Annotated in this window: 17 protein-coding genes; 12 read left to right on the top strand and 5 right to left on the bottom strand. The window is 41.8% G+C overall.

Annotated elements, in window-relative coordinates; genetic code table 11:
- Positions 1 to 9: 9 nt before the first annotated feature.
- On the bottom strand, positions 10 to 630 hold the full coding sequence (locus GBI16_RS03905) for a TIGR00730 family Rossman fold protein (RefSeq protein WP_086209799.1): 621 nt from the start codon (positions 628 to 630) through the stop codon (positions 10 to 12).
- A gap of 329 nt (positions 631 to 959) precedes the next feature.
- On the opposite strand from GBI16_RS03905, the gene GBI16_RS03900 reads away from it, so the two are divergent.
- From GBI16_RS03900 to GBI16_RS03875, 6 genes are all read left to right on the top strand, one after another.
- Entirely contained in the window at positions 960 to 2,540 is a 1,581-nt protein-coding gene (locus GBI16_RS03900; protein ID WP_151706542.1) for a TerC family protein, read from the top strand.
- Between the two features lie 72 nt (positions 2,541 to 2,612).
- Positions 2,613 to 3,080, top strand: coding sequence for a YchJ family protein (locus GBI16_RS03895; protein ID WP_151706541.1), 468 nt, complete (start codon positions 2,613 to 2,615; stop codon positions 3,078 to 3,080).
- Between the two features lie 59 nt (positions 3,081 to 3,139).
- Positions 3,140 to 3,784 (top strand): trimeric intracellular cation channel family protein, encoded by a 645-nt coding sequence (locus tag GBI16_RS03890; RefSeq protein ID WP_086209796.1) that lies wholly within the window; start codon positions 3,140 to 3,142, stop codon positions 3,782 to 3,784.
- 104 nt (positions 3,785 to 3,888) lie between these two features.
- Positions 3,889 to 5,208 (top strand): MFS transporter, encoded by a 1,320-nt coding sequence (locus tag GBI16_RS03885; RefSeq protein WP_151706540.1) that lies wholly within the window; start codon positions 3,889 to 3,891, stop codon positions 5,206 to 5,208.
- 448 nt (positions 5,209 to 5,656) lie between these two features.
- Positions 5,657 to 7,876 carry a DNA topoisomerase IV subunit A gene (gene parC, locus GBI16_RS03880; RefSeq protein ID WP_086209794.1) on the top strand — a complete coding sequence of 740 codons (2,220 nt, stop codon included), beginning with the start codon at positions 5,657 to 5,659 and terminating at the stop codon, positions 7,874 to 7,876.
- A 149-nt stretch (positions 7,877 to 8,025) separates the two neighbouring features.
- Positions 8,026 to 9,705, top strand: coding sequence for an AMP-binding protein (locus tag GBI16_RS03875; RefSeq protein ID WP_086209793.1), 1,680 nt, complete (start codon positions 8,026 to 8,028; stop codon positions 9,703 to 9,705).
- 51 nt (positions 9,706 to 9,756) lie between these two features.
- Here the strand turns inward: GBI16_RS03875 and GBI16_RS03870 are convergent, their stop codons facing one another.
- A complete protein-coding gene (locus GBI16_RS03870) occupies positions 9,757 to 10,137 on the bottom strand; it encodes a hypothetical protein (protein ID WP_086209792.1) in 381 nt (126 codons plus the stop codon).
- Between the two features lie 106 nt (positions 10,138 to 10,243).
- Between GBI16_RS03870 and GBI16_RS03865 the strand changes: the two genes are divergently transcribed.
- Together GBI16_RS03865 and ppa are read left to right on the top strand one after the other, a co-directional pair.
- Positions 10,244 to 10,648: an MAPEG family protein gene (locus GBI16_RS03865; RefSeq protein WP_086209791.1), complete on the top strand. Its 405-nt coding sequence runs from the start codon at positions 10,244 to 10,246 to the stop codon at positions 10,646 to 10,648.
- Between the two features lie 117 nt (positions 10,649 to 10,765).
- Positions 10,766 to 11,290, top strand: a complete 525-nt coding sequence (ppa, locus tag GBI16_RS03860) for an inorganic diphosphatase (protein WP_004692877.1) — start codon at positions 10,766 to 10,768, stop codon at positions 11,288 to 11,290.
- A 102-nt stretch (positions 11,291 to 11,392) separates the two neighbouring features.
- Here ppa and GBI16_RS03855 read toward each other — a convergent pair whose 3' ends face one another.
- The gene (locus GBI16_RS03855) at positions 11,393 to 12,664 is read right to left on the bottom strand and encodes an OprD family outer membrane porin (RefSeq protein WP_151706539.1); all 1,272 of its coding nucleotides are present in this window, start codon (positions 12,662 to 12,664) and stop codon (positions 11,393 to 11,395) included.
- Between the two features lie 456 nt (positions 12,665 to 13,120).
- Here GBI16_RS03855 and GBI16_RS03850 point away from each other — a divergent pair, with 456 nt between their 5' ends.
- Positions 13,121 to 13,891 (top strand): TorF family putative porin, encoded by a 771-nt coding sequence (locus tag GBI16_RS03850; RefSeq protein WP_151706538.1) that lies wholly within the window; start codon positions 13,121 to 13,123, stop codon positions 13,889 to 13,891.
- 347 nt (positions 13,892 to 14,238) lie between these two features.
- Positions 14,239 to 15,009 carry a TorF family putative porin gene (locus tag GBI16_RS03845; protein WP_086209788.1) on the top strand — a complete coding sequence of 257 codons (771 nt, stop codon included), beginning with the start codon at positions 14,239 to 14,241 and terminating at the stop codon, positions 15,007 to 15,009.
- 70 nt (positions 15,010 to 15,079) lie between these two features.
- On the opposite strand, the gene GBI16_RS03840 is transcribed toward GBI16_RS03845, so the two are convergent.
- Positions 15,080 to 16,567 (bottom strand): YifB family Mg chelatase-like AAA ATPase, encoded by a 1,488-nt coding sequence (locus GBI16_RS03840; protein ID WP_151706537.1) that lies wholly within the window; start codon positions 16,565 to 16,567, stop codon positions 15,080 to 15,082.
- A 64-nt stretch (positions 16,568 to 16,631) separates the two neighbouring features.
- Complete coding sequence (locus tag GBI16_RS03835) at positions 16,632 to 16,859, bottom strand: accessory factor UbiK family protein (protein ID WP_119064890.1); 228 nt, start codon at positions 16,857 to 16,859, stop codon at positions 16,632 to 16,634.
- A gap of 274 nt (positions 16,860 to 17,133) precedes the next feature.
- Between GBI16_RS03835 and glnK the strand changes: the two genes are divergently transcribed.
- Positions 17,134 to 17,472, top strand: coding sequence for a P-II family nitrogen regulator (gene glnK, locus GBI16_RS03830; RefSeq protein WP_004281042.1), 339 nt, complete (start codon positions 17,134 to 17,136; stop codon positions 17,470 to 17,472).
- Positions 17,473 to 17,531: 59 nt separating this feature from the next.
- A complete protein-coding gene (locus GBI16_RS03825; RefSeq protein ID WP_086209786.1) occupies positions 17,532 to 18,935 on the top strand; it encodes an ammonium transporter in 1,404 nt (467 codons plus the stop codon).
- The last annotated feature ends 27 nt before the right edge of the window (positions 18,936 to 18,962 follow it).

Here is an 18,962-nt window from a genome sequence, read left to right as displayed (position 1 = left end):
TAAACAACTTTAAACCACAAAGCGCTTTGGGCTCCCCAAGTTTGCAATTGCTGAATAAATCTGTTCAGCATGGTTACACACAATGAGTTTGGCACGGTGCTGTGGAGGCAGAAAACCTTCTTGAACGGCATGATCAAGTTGGGCAATCAGTGCATTATAGAAACCATTGACGTTATAGAGCATCATGGGTTTTTGGTGTTGATTGAGTTGTCCCCATGTTGCCACTTCTAAAATTTCTTCAAAAGTGCCTAAGCCACCGGGTAGTGCGACAAAAGCACTTGCACGTTCAGCCATTAATGCTTTGCGTTCATGCATGGTTTGTACAATATGTAATTCAGTCAATTGGTTGTGTGCAATTTCATAATCCAGCATAAACTCAGGGATGACGCCAACAGCTTCCCCCCCATGAGCAATCATGGCATCTGCCACTTGTCCCATCAGACCAATACTCGCGCCTCCATAGACCAGTCCGAAACCGTGGTTTGCTAAGCCTTGGGCTAGCGCAATTGCTTTTTCTTGATAAATCGGTTTGTTGCCTGACCGAGAGCCACAGTAAAGTGCGATCAAGGGTTGAGTGGTTTGAACGTTTGATTCAGTGTTGAGAGATGATATTTTTAATTCACTATTCATGGCGTATGTTTTTACCTTTTCTTTATCTACTTTTTCTCTCTTAGTTTAAGCAAGAAATGTGACAAATCACTGTATCTAATCGAACAATCAGGTAATAATTTGTTAAATCTCTAAAAAAACGACATTTTTAAAAAAGATGAATTTTATGTAGATCTTGCCTATACTGAGCTCTTGTTTCACAACACAAGAACGAACATGGGTAGTGGTAGTTGTCACTCAAGACATCTTCAGTTTTCCGAAAATAATTTACAGCGAGCAGTGCTGAATCTTCATTTTTATTCGCCTAATCATTATGCGCGTTATACATTCCTTCGACGGGGGCAGATCACATGATATTTGAATGGATGTCTGATCCTTCTGCATGGGTGGGCTTACTCACCTTGGTGGTGCTGGAAATTGTGCTCGGGATTGATAACCTCGTTTTTATTGCGATTTTGGCAGAAAAACTTCCTCCTGAACAACGTAATACAGCCCGTATCGTTGGTCTGATGTTAGCGCTGCTCATGCGCTTGGTTTTACTCGCGTCTATCGCTTGGGTGGTGACGCTGACTGAACCATTGTTCCATATCTTCGACCATCCATTCTCAGGGCGTGATCTGATTTTGCTGTTTGGTGGGGTGTTCTTGCTGTTTAAAGGGACGATGGAGTTACATGAACGCATCGACGCCAAAGTGATCCAAAAAGAAGAAAATCCTGCCAACGCCGTATTTTGGATGGTGATTGTCCAAATTGTGGTTTTGGATGCGGTATTTTCTTTAGACTCGGTGATTACTGCAGTCGGTATGGTCAAGCACCTGTCTGTAATGATGATTGCGGTGATTATCGCCGTGGGCAATATGCTGTGGGCATCCAAGGCCTTGATGGAATTCGTCAACAAACATCCGACCGTGGTGATTTTGTGTCTTGGTTTCCTGATGATGATCGGTTTCTCTTTGATTGTAGAGGGCTTTGGTTTCCATATTCCAAAAGGTTACCTCTATGCAGCCATTGGTTTCTCGGTGATTGTTGAATTTATCAACCAGACCATGCGCCGTAATCAAGAAAAAATGGTCACCACCACAGACCTTCGCTATAAAACTGCGTCTGCGGTACTGCGGATGTTGGGCGGTAAAAGTAGTGATCATGCTTCTGAGCCTGAAGATGTGTTGGCAACTCGCGCTTATGCGGATGAAGTATTTGATCCTGAAAATGGGGTCTATCACAGTGTTCTAGTACAAGGGGTGTTGGGTTTGTCTGAGCGTCCTGTGAAGTCCGTGATGACACCACGTCCAGAGTTGGAATGGATTGATTTAGAGGATGATGAAGCCTCGATCAAATCACAATTGCTCAGTATTACGCACTCACGTTTAATCGTAGCACGGGGCGAGCTAGACAACATTGCAGGTGTGGTATTGACCCATAAAGTTTTAAACGAATATATCGAAACGGGTGTCCTCGATTTTGATAAACATTTACGTGAACCTGTGATTGTGCATGAAAATGCGCAAGTCCTGATGGTGATGGAACAATTGCGTCAAGCCCCACTACAAATGGCTTTGGTTTTGAACGAATACGGCTCGATTGAAGGGATTGCCACCCCGATTGACGTATTAGAGGCGATTGCAGGGGAGTTCCCTGATGAAGATGCTGAAGACAATGTGGCTGAAAGTTTAGAAGATGGCAGCTTGATGCTCGATGGCTCAACCGATATTCGTCATGTGTCGTTATTGTTGGATCGTGATTTGGTCGATGAGTCCGATCAGTACTCAACCTTGTCAGGCTATATCCTCTTTCATTTAGGTCGTTTACCCGAAAATGGCTCTAGCCTTGTAGCAGATGGTTGCATTTTTGAAGTGGTGACGATGGATGGGCACAAAATTGAAAAAGTGCATGTAATTCCACAGTCAGATCTGCACAAAGAATCATCTTAAAACCCGTCCTCAAACTGGGGTGAACAGGTTAAAATAGCTCGCAATGTCGAGCTATTTTTTTTATGGAAAATCATGAGCCATATTGAGTGTCCGTGTGGGCAAGGAGAATATGTACAGTGCTGTCAGCCTTTGCATTTGGGACAAAGTCATGCGCAGACAGCTGTCCAATTGATGCGCTCACGCTATAGTGCTTTTGCCAAACAGCAAATTGATTACATTGTGCAAACCACAGCGTTGGGGCAGCAACAAGCACTCGATATTGTAGCAATAGCGGAGTGGAGTCGAAGCAACCAATGGTTAAAGTTAGACGTCATAAACGCCAATGAGAAACTCGATAAAAACCACGCCATGGTCGAGTTTAAAGCGCATTATCATGATGGAAAATCGGCACAGATACATCATGAAATTTCACATTTTGTGAAACATGCTGAGGCATGGTATTTTTTAGATCCGACCACTGAAATGCAAATCACCATGAAACAAGCGTGCATTTGCGGTTCAGGGAAAAAATTTAAACAATGTTGTGCACAATTTTTATAATTTTCAGAAAATTTGGCTTAGAATAGCGCGCATCAATTAGCCTATATGGAATCCAGGCGATGTTACTCACTGTTATTTATATTATAGCGATCACGGCAGAGGCGATGACTGGTGCACTGTCAGCGGGTCGGCGTAGTATGGATTGGTTTGGTGTGGTGATTATTGCCTGTGTCACAGCACTGGGCGGTGGTTCTGTTCGTGATGTGTTATTAGGACATTATCCGCTGACCTGGGTCAAGCATCCTGAATATTTGATGCTGACGTGTTTTGCCGCTTTTATGACGATTTTGATTGCTAAGTGGATGCGTCATTTACGCAATATTTTCTTGGTGCTCGATGCTCTGGGCCTGATCGGTTTTACCATCATCGGCTGTCAAATTGCCTTAGAAATGGGACATGGTTTTGTGGTGTCTGCGGTTGCTGGAGTCCTTACCGGGGTCTCGGGCGGTATCTTGCGTGATATTTTGTGTAATGACGTGCCTTTGGTGTTCCGCCGTGAACTGTATGCCAGTATTTCTTTTGTCGCAGTGATTTTCTATTGGGGCTGCATTCAACTCGGTTTGTCGCTTGAGCTGACCGTGATTTCGACTTTGATCTTTGGTTTTAGCTTACGTTTAATTGCAATTTACTTTGGTTTAGAAATGCCGAAATTCATTTATCAAGATGATGATGAACAGTCTGCTTCTTCCAAAGATGCCAGCTAAAACAAGGGATATCAAACTGTCCCTTGTCCCCAAAAAAAGCACATAATGATAAAGCCTGTTGAGAAAGCAGCCCGCTATCCTTTTTCCGCTTTAGAGGTCGAGCTATGGATTTAGTTTCCCGTATACAACGCTTACCGATCGGTAAATTCCACTACACCTTGTTATGGGTGATTGGCTTGGGCTGGATGTTCGATGCCATGGACACGGGGCTGATTTCTTTTATTTTGGCAAAAATGGCTGAAGACTGGCACATGAGCCCAACTGAGAAAGGTTGGGTCGTCTCAATAGGCTTTGTCGGAATGGCGATTGGTGCGGTGTGTTCAGGGGGCTTGGCCGACCGCATCGGACGTAAAACGGTTTTTACTGCAACATTAGTGATTTATAGTTTGGCGACGGCAGCCTGTGCTTTTGCTCCCAACTTAACGTGGCTATTGCTGTTTCGTTTTATTGTGGGTCTTGGTTTAGGTGGACAGTTGCCAGTAGCAGTGACCTTGGTCAGTGAGTATATTCCTGCACAGGTACGTGGGCGTTTTATTGTTCTACTAGAGAGTTTTTGGGGCTTAGGTTGGCTCTGTGCTGCCTTAGTGGCGTATTTTGTGATTCCAAAGTTTGGCTGGCATATGGCTTTCTTAATCGGTGGGATTCCTGCATTGTATGCCATTGTCATTTGGTTCAAAGTGCCTGAGTCGATTCCTTATCTTATCAATCGTGGTCGAATTGTAGAAGCGCACGCTTTGGTGCAGCAGATTGAACGTCAATGTGGCGTTGAAGTCGTTGAACATATCATTGTCAAACCTGTGGCAGAAAAAAAGAATGTGTCTTTTACTCAGCTTTGGTCGGGTGCATTTGCACGTAGAACTTTGATGTTATGGCTGATTTGGTTTGGCATTGTGTACTCTTATTATGGCATCTTTACGTGGTTGCCAAGTTTGCTGGTGAAGCAGGGGTATAGCATTGTTCAGTCTTTTGAATATGTACTGGTGATGATTTTGGCACAGCTTCCAGGCTATGTGGCTGCAGCATGGCTGGTCGAAAAACTTGGACGTAAAGCAACCTTAGCTGGTTTTATTGGCATGTGTGCAGTTTCGGCCTATTTCTTTGGTCAAGCTGACACTGTGAGCATGATCATGTTCTGGGGCTGTCTGATGTCATTCTTTAATCTCGGCGCATGGGGTGTTTTGTATACCTACACTCCAGAGCAATATCCAACCAATATCCGGGCTTTTGGTTCGGGCTGGGCATCGGCCATTGGTCGTATGGGCGGCATTGTCGCACCGATGGTGGTGACGCATATGATGGTCATGAGCAATGGTTTTAGTGCAATCTTTATAATGTTTACCGCAGTACTGCTTGCAGTGGCGGCGGTGATTTTGATTTTGGGTGAAGAAACCAAAGGTAAAACATTGGAAGAGATTGGTTTGTAAAATGTACAGACTGAAGATAGAGGGCTGTGTTTTAGATCCCTTGATCTTCAGGAACAATCAAACCGCGTGCGCGAGCAGAATTGAAACTTTTCTGTTAACACAATATCTTTGAAATGTGGGACTCGCGGAGTATCAAATTCCGGTTAAAGACAGCTCGCATATCTAGTTGAAAGTGTGTGATTGGCGATGTGCTCGATCATCATATTCAATGTCATGACATAAGCGTAGAGGGTGTGTAGTTACTCTATTTCAATCCTAAATAAGAGCAAGATAGGAACTTCGAAATAATTAGTTGCTCATTTTAAAAAAAATGGATAATTTTACGACATTAGGAACATCTAAAGACGCAATTTGTCGTAGTGGTGTACGCTTTCACTTGTATAGGCTGAGCCTGCGACATAGCATAAGAACTTAAACAAAAAACGATTAATTAGGATGACAGGTTGTTATGACAAGCCTTGCGCATCAAGCGACAGAAAACCGTTCCGTAGCAGAATTTACTGAACAAGCCTATCTCAATTACGCCATGTACGTGATCATGGATCGTGCCTTACCGCATATCAGCGATGGTTTAAAACCTGTACAACGCCGTATTGTGTATGCCATGAGTGAATTGGGGCTAAAACATAGCGGTAAACCCAAAAAATCTGCGCGTACCGTTGGTGATGTGCTCGGTAAGTATCACCCGCATGGTGATTCGGCCTGCTATGAAGCGATGGTGCTGATGGCTCAGCCTTTTAGTTATCGTTATCCGTTTATTGAAGGTCAAGGTAACTGGGGGTCGCCCGATGACCCGAAATCGTTCGCAGCGATGCGTTATACCGAAGCCAAATTATCTCAGTATAGTGAAGTGCTGTTGTCTGAGTTGGGACAGGGGACTTGTGACTGGCAGGACAACTTTGATGGTTCGATGAAAGAGCCAGTGACTTTACCTGCACGTATTCCGAATATTTTGTTAAACGGTACCACAGGTATTGCAGTAGGCATGGCTACGGACATTCCTCCACACAACCTGCGTGAAGTCGTAAAAGGCACCATTGCCTTAATTCGTAATCCAAATTTAAGCGATGACAAAGTTGCAGAATACATTCCTGCACCAGATTTGCCGACCAAAGCAGAAATTATTACGCCACCTGAAGAGTTATTAAAAATACAAAGCACAGGTCGGGGCAGTTACCGTATGCGTTCGGTGTATAGCATCGAAAAAAATGAAATTGTGATCACGGACTTGCCTTATCAAGTTTCAGGCTCGAAGGTCATTTCGCAAATTGCAGATCAAATGCAGGCGAAAAAACTGCCTTTGGTGAGTGATGTACGTGATGAATCCGACCATCAAAACCCAACCCGCTTGGTGATTGTACTGCGTTCAAATCGGATTGATGCTGAAGCGGTGATGAGCCACCTTTTTGCAACAACCGATTTAGAGTCGAGCTATCGTGTCAATATGAACATGATTGGTGCGGATGGCCGTCCGCAAGTGAAATCAATTCGTCGTATTTTGCTGGAATGGATTGAAATTCGAAAGGAAACCGTTACCCGTCGTTTGCAATATCACCTGAATAAAATTGAAAAGCGCTTACATATTTTGGGTGGTTTGATTATTGCCTATCTAAATATTGATGAAGTGATTCGTATTATTCGTGAAGAAGAGCATCCCAAAGCAGAGTTGATGTCACGTTTTAATATTGATGACATTCAGGCCGAAGCTATTTTAGAACTCAAGTTGCGTCATTTGGCCCGACTTGAAGAAATGGAAATGCGCCGTGAGCAAGAAGAGTTAGAAGCCAAAGCTGCATTGATTCGTGAACAATTGGCCAATCCTGAGTCTTTGAAAGCTTTGATTATCAATGAACTTAAAGATGATGCGAAAAAATTTGGTGATGACCGTCGTTCGCCAATCGTACATCGTGCAGAAGCAACAGCGATGAGTGAGCAGGACTTTATGCCTGCGGATCCTGTGACGGTGGTGTTGTCTGAAGCGGGATGGATTCGTTCAGCCAAAGGTCATGATGTAGACGCAGAGCACTTAAATTTCCGTGCTGGCGATCAATATCTCAGTCATGCACAAGGAAAATCTAATCAGCGCGTGTATGTATTGGATGAGTCAGGGCGTAGTTATGCCCTAGCCATAGCGAGCCTACCGTCCGCACGGGGTCTGGGAGAACCGTTGAGTTCAAAATTATCGCCAGCCAGTGGTGTAGGTTTTAAGCAAATTTTTATTGCTGAAGATGAAGCTGAAGTTGTGGCTCTGAGCAGTAAAGGCTATGGTTTTAAAACACAGGCAAAACAGTTGGATACCAATGCAAAAGCGGGTAAAGCCTTCCTAACTTTACCTGAAAAAGCCACAGTCATGCCGTTGACTAGTGTTGATCAAGCCACCCATTTGGCGTTATTGACTTCAACGGGTCGTTTGTTGATTTTAGAGTTGTCAGAGTTGCCTATTTTAAATAAAGGTAAAGGTAATAAATTGATACAACTTGAAGAGAAAGATCAAATTGTATTCATGACAAGATTAACGCTAGATGAAATACTGCAAGTCGTTGCAGGACAGCAGCAATTAAAATTGAAGGGCGATGATTTAGAAAAATATGTGGGTAAACGGGCATCCAAAGGACAGTTATTACCACGTGGTTATCAAAAAGCAAATAAACTGTTAGTTCAGAGATAAAACTAGCATCCATTGATCAAAATACGTTATATATGGTATGTATGCGGGAAATGGATGCAATATTAAGCAACACAAGTTAAATAAAGAGCGCTTAATATTGAGAACAACAGCTGAGAATTTAAGGATTACTGATAGGAGAATCGGGCGATATGGAAAAGATTTGGTTCGCAGAATACCAAAAAACGGGGATTCCAGAGACTGTAGAATTGCCACCAGAAAATACGTCATTGGTTGATGTATTTGAAAGAAATTTCCAAAAATTTGGCTCACGAGATGCCTTTATCTTTATGGATAAAGTATTGACTTTTAGTGAGTTAGAAGAGGCAAGTCGTAAATTTGCAACCTATTTGCAAAGTTTAGGTCTTGCAAAAGGTTCACGTGTCGCTGTGATGATGCCAAACGTTCTTCAGTATCCTATCGTTGCTTTGGGTGTCTTCCGTGCTGGCTTAGTACTGGTCAACGTCAACCCACTGTATACCGCACGTGAGCTTGAACATCAGTTAAATGACTCAGGCTCAGAAGTTCTTGTTATTATTGAGAATTTCGCATCTGTTTACCAAACAATTAATGGTAAAACGCCTGTTAAACATGTCGTGATTGCCTCTGTAGGTGACATGTTGGGTGCATTAAAAGGCACACTGGTGAACTTTGTATTACGTTCAGTACGTAAGCAAATTCCTGCATGGAATATTCCAGGTCATATTCGCTTTAATGCTGCTATGTCTAAAGTCAGTGCAAGCAATTATAAGCGTCCGAACTTAACGTTAAGTGACACCGCAGTGCTTCAGTATACTGGCGGCACTACAGGGGTGTCTAAAGGTGCAGAACTGACGCATCGTAACCTTGTAGCGAACATGTTGCAATGTGATGGTATTTTCCAAAGTAAATTTGGCGCACAAGATGGTCAGCCCGATGACCGTATTTTCTGTGCCTTACCGCTTTATCACATTTTTGCGTTCATGGTTTGTGCGATGTACGGTATGTACAAAGGTCAAGCCAATGTTCTCATTCCAAACCCACGTGATTTACCTGGGGTAATGAAAGAATTACGTAAGTATCAACCATCGTTCTTCCCAGCAGTGAATACTTTATTCAATGCTTTGGTGAACAACGAAGAGTTTAAACAACTTGACCACAGCAAATTAAAAATGGCAATGGGCGGTGGTATGGCAGTTCTTCCTTCTACGGCTGAAGCATGGAAGCGAATTACTGGAACCAACATTATCGAAGGTTATGGTCTATCTGAAACTTCGCCTGTTGCAACGGCAAATCCACCTGCATCTGAAGAATTCAGTGGCACAATTGGTATTCCATTGCCATTAACTGAAGTTGCGATTTTGGATGATGATGGCAACGAAGTTGTACTGGGCGAACAAGGTGAAATTTCAATCCGTGGTCCGCAGGTGATGCGTGGTTACTGGAACCGCCCAGATGAAACCGCTAAAGTGATGACTGAAGATGGTTTCTTCCGTACAGGTGATATCGGTGTGATGGATCCTCGTGGCTACATAAAAATTGTAGACCGTAAAAAAGACATGATTTTGGTATCAGGCTTCAACGTTTATCCTTCGGAAATTGAAGAAGTGGTTGCAAAACATCCTAAAGTCTTGGAAGTTGCAGCAATTGGTGTGCCAGATGAAAAATCAGGTGAAGTGCCAAAACTATTTGTGGTGAAAAAAGATCCGTCTTTAACCACAGAAGAAGTTCTGGCATTTGCTAAAGAAAACTTAACAGGGTACAAACGCCCGCGTTATGTTGAATTTATGGATGAATTACCAAAATCAAACGTAGGTAAAATCTTACGTAAAGATTTGCGTAAAACAGCATAAGTTGAGTCCTAAAAAAAGCGCCGAATGGCGCTTTTTTTTCTATTTCTATTTTTAGTTTTTCATTAGCCAACGGTCGATATAGGGACGGCCAATACCCAAAATACCGATAAAGGTCAACATGGTGCCACACTGGCGACTAAAGGCTGGGAATGCAAATGTGCCATAGCTAAGTACATTGTCGATGAAGCAATAGATAGTGACAGCAATCAGCCAATACCAAAGTGTTTGGCGTCTAATCCCAACCATCCAAAATGCGATAATCAGCATAATCAATGTACCGATTGTTGAGCCGATATTCATATTGGCACAAATAACCGTCAGTAGAAAAGCTGTGATGGGGAGAACAATTTTTAAAACACGATCCACTTGGCGTTGATGTTGACGCTGAATGTCGAGTACGTCGAACATTTCTTTTTGATCTGGGCTAGCCATAGTGGGTCTCATCGGGAAATTATAAAAACACTATAATTTAACCAAATTTATCTTTGGAATGCCATGCTATGATAGCCTTCGAAATGATCTTGATGAGAAAAAACCAATGCAAAGCATTAGCGGGATTATTTATCTCATTTTAGTTGCTTGTTTACTGCCATATGTATTTACCGTTATTGCTAAAAAGTCGGCAGGATTTCGTGCTAAAGATAACCAACACCCTCGCGAATTTCTAGATAAAACCACAGGTCTAGCCGCGCGTGCCAATGCGGTACAGCAAAATAGCTTTGAAGGTCTACCTTTATTTATTGCTGCGATTTTAATGGCTGAATACATGGTAATTCCACAAGTGGTCACTATGACTTTTGGTATCGCTTATCTTGTTCTGCGTGTGTTGTATGGCATTTGCTATTTGGTCAATTGGGCAACGCTACGTACGATCATTTGGTTATTATCATTGCTTTGTCCGATTTGTTTATTGCTTTTGGTGATTAAGTTGACGACGGGTTAACGTATGAAACATACATATTTTCACCTAGTGAATGTATAATCGCCGAAATATTTTTTCTGAAAACCCGTTATAATCAATGTGGTTTTTAAAAGATTTAACTTGTTAAAGAGTGATGTTATGAGCTACAGCAATATCCCAGCGGGTAAAGATGCACCGAACGATATCTACGTGATCATCGAAATTCCTGCAAATGCAGCACCAATCAAATATGAAATTGATAAAGATTCGGATGCGCTTTTTGTAGATCGTTTCATGGGTACAGCAATGTTCTACCCTGCGAACTATGGTTATGTACCAAACACGTTGTCTGAAGATGGTGACCCATTAGACGTACTTGTTGTGACTCCTCATCCTGTAGAGCCAGGTTCTGTAATTCGTTGCCGTCCAGTAGGCAAACTGAATATGGAAGATGATGGTGGTATTGATGCGAAATTGATTGCAGTACCACACGACAAATTAACACCAATTTATAAAGATGTGAAAGAATATACAGACCTTCCACCTTTACTGATTCAACAAGTTGAGCACTTCTTTGCGCACTATAAAGACTTAGAGCCAGGGAAATGGGTTAAATTAACAGGTTGGGAAGGTTCTGAAGTTGCTAAGCAAGAAGTGCTTAAAGCAATCGAAGCAGCAAAATAATCCTGTCTGTGAAGCCTCAATTGAATCGTGTTTGATTGATGGCTTCAATAAAAAACCTGCACAATGTGCAGGTTTTTTATTAGACTAGCTTTTCCGTAGAAATTAGAAGAATTTCACAGGAATGTCTAACCAAATACGCCATTCGTTGGTGTCTGGCATATAATCAGCATTATAAGCATCATCAGCACGATAGTGAGAATAACGTAAACGTAAGCTTGCATCTTTAGCAAAACCAGATTGAACTGTATATTTCACTTGGTTAAAGAGTTCGCTTTCTTTCGCATTGTCATCAGTTGCTGTATCAATATCCCAACCATAAACATACGCAGTGGTCCAGCTGAGACCAGGCACACCGTAATTTGCAAAGTCTAGGCTATATTGAACTTGAACAGATTTTTCACCACGACCGTTAAAGTCAGAAAGGTATGAGTTTGGTAGATAAATACTTTGGAAACCGTCAGCATTTTCACCATATGCATAGTTTGTGTTGCCTGTACTTTGTTGGTATGCAAGCATAACATTGTGCGCATCTTGGTTATATGTACCAGACAATGCCCAAATATTGTTGCTACGCTCAGATGAGGTAACAGGCAAAGTAGATAAACTTGTGTTAGCACCCTTATCCCACTCAGTGTGATAACCACTGAAGTCATAGGTTAAAGAGCTGTTGTTTGCCAAAGCTTGCTTATAGTTGGCATTTACATAATGGCGTTCAAGAGCATTCTTGCTGTCTAAGCCAAAGTAAGATGCATTTAGGTCATCATTAAATTTATATTTCGCGCCCCAAACGACAGCGCGGTCTAAATGGTTGCCATCACTGTTAATTTGTTCAGACATTTGATCTTTGGTAAATTTACCAGCAGTCAACTCAAGACCATTGATTTCACGGCTTGTTGCTAAGACCCCTTCAAAATATTCAGGTACTAAACGAGCAGTGTTGCTTGCGAGTACAGGTAGGTCGAGTACTTGAGTACCGTAACGCACTTCTGTGTTTGAGATACGCGCTTTTACAATACCGCCACCACGACCCCAGTGATCGTAAGCAGAACCATCGTCATGCTTAGGAATCATTTGGTTGCCCGCGTTTTTATTTTCACCTAGCTTGAATGAACCATCTCCGATGACACCAACACCAAAGCCAACGATACCTTGAGTATAACCAGACTCAATTTTAACCATCGCTGTTTGAGCCGCTGAACTTGTATCAGCTGCACCATTTTTCTTGTCACGGGTTAAGTAACCTGTACGGAATAAAACTGATCCTTCAGCGTCTTCTACGAAACCTTTAGATTCGCTTTGCTCACTTGCAAAAGCTGTTGATATAAGTGCAGTTTGAACTAAAACTGCTAATGCTAATTTTTTTGTGTTTTGCATTGGGGAGCGAACCTTATACAAATTGGATGGAAAGAGAGCAATAATTGTATAAGTAATCGCAGAAAAATTGTCATTTTTCTTTAATATATTCAACTAAAGTAATGCACTTTTTTGTAAGTGATATGTTCTAAATATTTTATTTTTAGTTAAAATGCTCTGTTTTTTAAAATAACTCTTTATAAAACATTTAATTATTTTTCTTTTCTTAATTCTATATTCTGATATAGATCGAAGAATATAATATATAGATCGTCCAGTCGCTTTGCCTTTTAAACAAAGGCTTTGTTTGATTTTCATCCAATCAAATACTACAAAGATAGAAAATATAAAAATGAATGTGTAAGTATTTATGTTGTTCTTTTTCATAGAAATTTTACCAATTATTAAAAAACCGTTTTAAAATTTATGCATAGCGAATCTTTGAAAGATTTTTTTAAGTTAAATTTGAGAGTTTAAATGCATAAAGATTCACATAAAGTTGCACTGTTTTTTGGTTTGATCTTTAGCAGTACGGTGACAATGGCGAGTGATGAACAAAAAGAAAGTTCAAAAAATAAGGTCAGCGGAGGCCTTGCTGTGATGAGTCAGTATATCTATCGCGGTGGTGTTGAGAATGATAACCCAACTGTACAAGTGGGGCTTGAATATGCAGATGCCTCGGGGGTATATGTCGGGTATTGGGGGTCTACACTCAATTATGATGCAGCAGATGCCAGTAAGGATCACGGCTTTGAACATGACTTCTATATTGGCTATGCAGGAAGCTTGAGTCCTGATCTAAGCTATCGTTCACATATTGTCACTTATTTATATAATGATGGTGGCTCTGTTTCGAGTGAAGATGGCTCACAGCGCAGAAGCACTACAGGTGCAGAATGGGTGAGTAATCTTTCGTATCAAGATTTTGTCTTAGGTGTCAGCATAGCATTGGCTAATGTAAGTTATGCCAATGCAGGAGATACTTATTTAAATCTGACGCACCATTATATACTTCCACACGACATTAGCTTCAACAGCTCTTTAGGGGTATCGCTTTATCAGCATGGCAACGATGTGATGTTCTCCACTGAGCGACGCTTAACTTTAAATGAAATTCGACTAGGTTTGACTAAACCTATTGCAAATACAGGTTTTGAGCTGTCTGCTGATTATATTTATGGGGTATATGACCGAGCAGGAAATGATTTAGATCATCATGTAGTGTTAGGGTTAGCCTATAATTTCTAATATTTTCTGATTAAAAGTGCATCAGCTTATATCATGCTGGTGCACTTTTTTTATGCATTTAAAAAGAGCAAGTATAAAAGCTGGGTTCAAAATAGCGCATATTGTAAACAATTATGTTGAGCTAAATTAAATTACATAAATTAACAGCGAATGTTATTGGCCATAGAAGGCAGATGGTGTTTAATTTTTTTTATTCTTAATAAATTTTTATAAAACAAATAATTATTCTATTTTTTATGAGGGTGTAACTGATTTTAATTTGAGTTTGGCATAGCTATTGCTAATTCCTACATGAGTTTATCGAAATAACCAAAAAAACGTCGGATACGATGTAGGGGAATCAAACAATGAAATTTGCACTTAAAGCATTATCTTTAGCTGTAGTGGCTTCAGCTTCTACATTCACTTTCGCAGATGACGAGCCAGCACTACCGTTTGGTTTCTCTTTTAGCGGAAGCGCTGCTGTAACAACCGATTATCGTTTCCGTGGTTTAACTCAAACCCAAAATGATCCGGCGGTACAAGCGGGCTTTACTTTGGCACATGAATCAGGCGTGTATTTGGGCCTTTGGGGTTCAAATGTTGATTTTGGTGAAGGTTCACCGAGCTTAGAACTCGATCCGTCAATTGGTTTTGCAACGACCTTAGAGAGTTTTGCTAGCAAGCCTGTACTTGATGTGGGCATGGTGTACTACAACTACCCAAGCGCAGATGATCTGAACTGGTTAGAGTTTTATGGCAAATTAACCTTTGCGAGTGTCTTTACTGAAGGTGATAGCTTACTGACCAATATAAACTATACCAATGACTATATTGCAGAAGATACAGACAGTTGGAACATCAATGCAGGCTATGCAATTCCATTTGGTTCAACAGGCTTTGGTGGTGTAGCGAATGTGGGTTATACCGTGGTAAGTGATGAAGATAAATATTCATTCAATGGTGATGATAACTATGTAGATTGGAAAGTGGGCGTGACCTATGCATTCAAATCTATCTCTGGTGCAACAGCAGAGTTAGCAGCAGTAGGTACCAATATTGATACCGATGATCTAGATCATGCTACAGCACGTGGTGTAGAAACAGGTGCAGTGTTTACCTTGACTAAAACTTTCTAAGTTTTAATCCCTTCAAAAACCCTCTAGTCCTAAGGACTAGAGGGTTTTTTTATATGAAGTTGGGCGATTTTTAGGCATTTTGCTGTCGGTAAGACAGCGCTTCGGTTAAATGTGTTGTTTGAATGTGCTCTGACTCAGCCAAGTCTGCAATGGTTCGAGCTACTCTTAAAATACGATGATAACCACGGGCAGATAAGTTCAGACGTTGCTGTGCTTTTTCAAAGATAAGAGCAGTTGCCGTATCTAGGAGAGCAAACTGTTCAAGTTGTTTGGGTGATAATGCCATGTTGAGACAGGTTTGGCGCTGGATTTGTCTTTCATAAGCTTGAATGACCCGCTCGCGAACGGTCGCTGAGTTTTCAACAACCTGTGTATCCTGTAGCTCTGAGGCATGCAATGGTGGCACATCAATATGCAAATCAATACGGTCTAATAATGGGCCTGAAATACGGTTTTGATAGCGTTTTATGGCTTCTGCTGAACATTGGCAACGACTATCTTGATTAAAAGCATAGCCACATGGGCAAGGGTTCATTGCTGCAATTAATTGAAAATTTGCAGGAAAGGTAATTTGCCGAGAAGCACGAGAAATCACAATTTCTTTGGACTCAATGGGTTGCCTTAGAACCTCCAAAACTTTTCGATCAAATTCAGGTAGTTCATCTAAAAACAGCACGCCTTTATGTGCCAATGTAATTTCACCAGGTTTGGGTTGCGACCCGCCACCGACTAAGGCAACAGCAGAAGCCGTGTGGTGCGGTGCGCGAAAGGGACGTTGCCCAAAAGGATGTTGATGATTGGCCACCGAGTAAATACTCGCCACTTCCAAATTCTCTTGCGTGTTTAAGGGCGGTAGAATACTGGCTAAACGTGATGCCAATAGGGTTTTTCCTGTCCCAGGAGGCCCCTTAAACAACAAGGAATGTCCACCTGCTGCCGCAATCTCTAAAGCACGTCTTGGACGTAGTTGGCCTTTAACATCCGCCAAATCAAATTTGTAATGCTGAGAGGTTTTTAGCGCCGCGGGCTGAAACTGTTGGATAAGATGGTTTTGCGACAGATGCGCACAGACTTGTTTCAAATGTTGCGCTGCAAACACTTGGAAGTTGGGCAATTGAGAGGCTTCTTGCGCATTGGCTTCAGGTAAAATCAGTTGATGCCCAGCTTGTTGGCACGCTATCGCAATACTTAGAGTGCCCGAAATGGGTCGCAATTGCCCATCGAGTGCCAATTCACCAATAAATTCAAAATTTTCAGTCCCTTGTTCGGGGAGCTGACCAGAGGCAATTAAAATACCCAGTGCAATAGGTAAATCTAGTCGTGAACTGTCTTTGGGCAAGTCTGCGGGAGCAAGATTGATGGTGAGGCGTTTTGTCGGAAATTGATAACCACTATTAATGATGGCAGAGCGGACTCGATCTTTACTTTCTCGAACGGCTGCTTCAGGAAGCCCCACAATGGTTAGAGAAGGAAGTCCTTGGCTGAGATGAACTTCAACTTCAACGGATGGTGCATATAATCCGAGCAAAGCTCGAGTGTGAATTTTGGCAAAAGACATATTTTGTTCCATTATAGTGCATTATTTTAATTCGTTAGTGTCTTCTGTTGCACCAAGCAGGTGCTTATTTTTTGTTCTGAATGCGTAGTTCTAATGCTTCAACCTGTGCAAGTAATTCAGTTAAGCGTAAATTTGCATTGTTTAGTGCAGTTCGTTGACGTTCAATTTCATCTTTTGAGACTAAATCCATTTTGGTGACTGCTTCGTTTAATAATGCTCGAAGATTGTGTTCTAAGTCTTTTTTAGGTTGGTCGACTTGTTCCAGTATGGCTTGTAATAAAGTTTCGATCATTTCTATATCCATGGGTTGGAGAAGTGACAGCAGTGTACCATTGCTGCTTCTGACTCTATAGCCTTTCAGATGAAATATGATTTCATGGATTGTAAAAAATTCTAAATCTTCGACTAAAAAACCTGAATTTTGAAGCTCAAAACGCATTTAAATGTATAGAATAGGGTATAAAGAAAACTCATGTCAGACTTTCTTTCTCCCCCAACCTAAGAATTTTTGGCATGAAATTTGAACATAAAACCTTACTGGTGAAATAAGCCGAAGGAAAACAAACATGAAGCTCGTAACTGCAATTGTAAAACCGTTTAAATTGGATGATGTGCGTGAAGCACTATCTGAAATTGGTGTTCAAGGGATCACCGTGACTGAAGTCAAAGGTTTTGGTCGTCAAAAAGGTCATACTGAACTTTATCGTGGTGCTGAATATGTCGTTGATTTCTTACCAAAAGTAAAAATTGAGATCGCAATCAGCGATGAAATGGTTGATGCGGTAATTGAATCAATCACTCGTGTGGCTAGTACTGGAAAAATTGGTGACGGTAAGATTTTCGTAACGAATTTAGAACAAGTCATCCGTATTCGTACAGGTGAGACAGGTGCTGATGCCGTTTAATTTGGCATGAAGTTTGCTGAGTAACACATAACTCGCACAAATTAGGTTGGGGGATACGAATGAAAAAGATGCTATTCGCGTTGGGTTTATCTAGCGCACTTTTAGGTGGCTCTGTTGCATGGGCTGAAGAAGCGGCAACAGCGCCAACTCCATCAGAACAAGTCACAGTGGTTGAAACAACGGATGTTGCTGCCCCAGCAGCACAAGCGGTAGAAGCCGTTACTGCCTCAGTAGAAGCGCCAGCACCTGCAGAAGAAGAACCAAAATTAGATACAGGTGATACAGCGTGGATTTTAGTTTCTACGGCACTCGTTTTACTGATGACTATTCCTGGTTTAGCGTTGTTCTACGGCGGTATGGTTCGTAAGAAAAACGTTTTAAGTACGATGGCGCATAGCTTTGTAGCTGCAGCTGTAGTAAGTATTGCATGGGTTGTAATTGGCTATACTTTAGCATTTGGTGAAGGCAATGCCTTTATCGGTGGTTTAGATAAGTTCATGTTGACAGGCATTACTACCGATGCGTTAACGGGGACAATTCCTGAGATTTTATTCGTCATTTTCCAAATGACCTTTGCCATCATCACGGTTGCAATTATCAGTGGTTCAATTGCTGAACGTATGAAATTCGGCGCATTTGTTGCATTCACTGCGATTTGGGTTGTGGTGGTCTACGCACCCATTACCCACTGGGTATGGGGTGGCGGTTGGTTAGGTCATGATGGTGCTCTAGACTTTGCAGGCGGTACGGTTGTTCATATTAACTCAGGTGTAGCGGGTCTAGTTGCAGCGTATATGCTCGGTAAGCGTATGGGCTTGGGTCGTGAATCAATGGCTCCGCACAATTTGGCTTTAACCGTGGTCGGTGCAAGCTTACTTTGGGTAGGTTGGTTTGGCTTTAACGGTGGTTCTGCATTGGGTGCAAACGGTTCTGCAGGTTATGCATTACTTGTGACTCAAGTCGCAGCGGCTGCAGCAGCAATTTCTTGGTTAATTACTGAAAAAGTTGCGCGTGGTAAAGGTTCTGTTTTAGGCGCTGCATCAGGTGCAGTTGCTGGTCTTGTGGTGATTACACCAGCAGCAGGTTTTGTCACTGTAGGTGGCGCGCTAGCTATGGGCCTTATTGGTGGTGTAGTGTGCTTCTGGGGCATTAGCGGATTGAAACGTATATTAAAAGCAGATGATTCTTTGGATGCCTTTGGTCTACATGGTGTGGGTGGTATCGTGGGTGCAATTTTAACGGCCTTCTTTGCTAGCGATTTCATCATGGGTGATAAAGCACCGACGGATATCATGCATCAACTTTGGGTTCAAGTTGAAGGCGTATTAGCAACAATTGCGTACTCAGCAGTATTAACTTTCATCATTTTAAAAGTGATTGACCTTGTGATTGGAATTCGTGTTGAATCTGATGATGAGCGCATGGGTCTAGACTTGAGCCAACATGGTGAACGTGTTGACTAAGCAATAGAATAATAAATAAACAGTATA

Source organism: Acinetobacter sp. TUM15064 (assembly GCF_008980265.1).
In the GTDB taxonomy this organism is placed as follows: domain Bacteria; phylum Pseudomonadota; class Gammaproteobacteria; order Pseudomonadales; family Moraxellaceae; genus Acinetobacter.
This window is presented reverse-complemented; position numbering and strand designations above follow the sequence as displayed.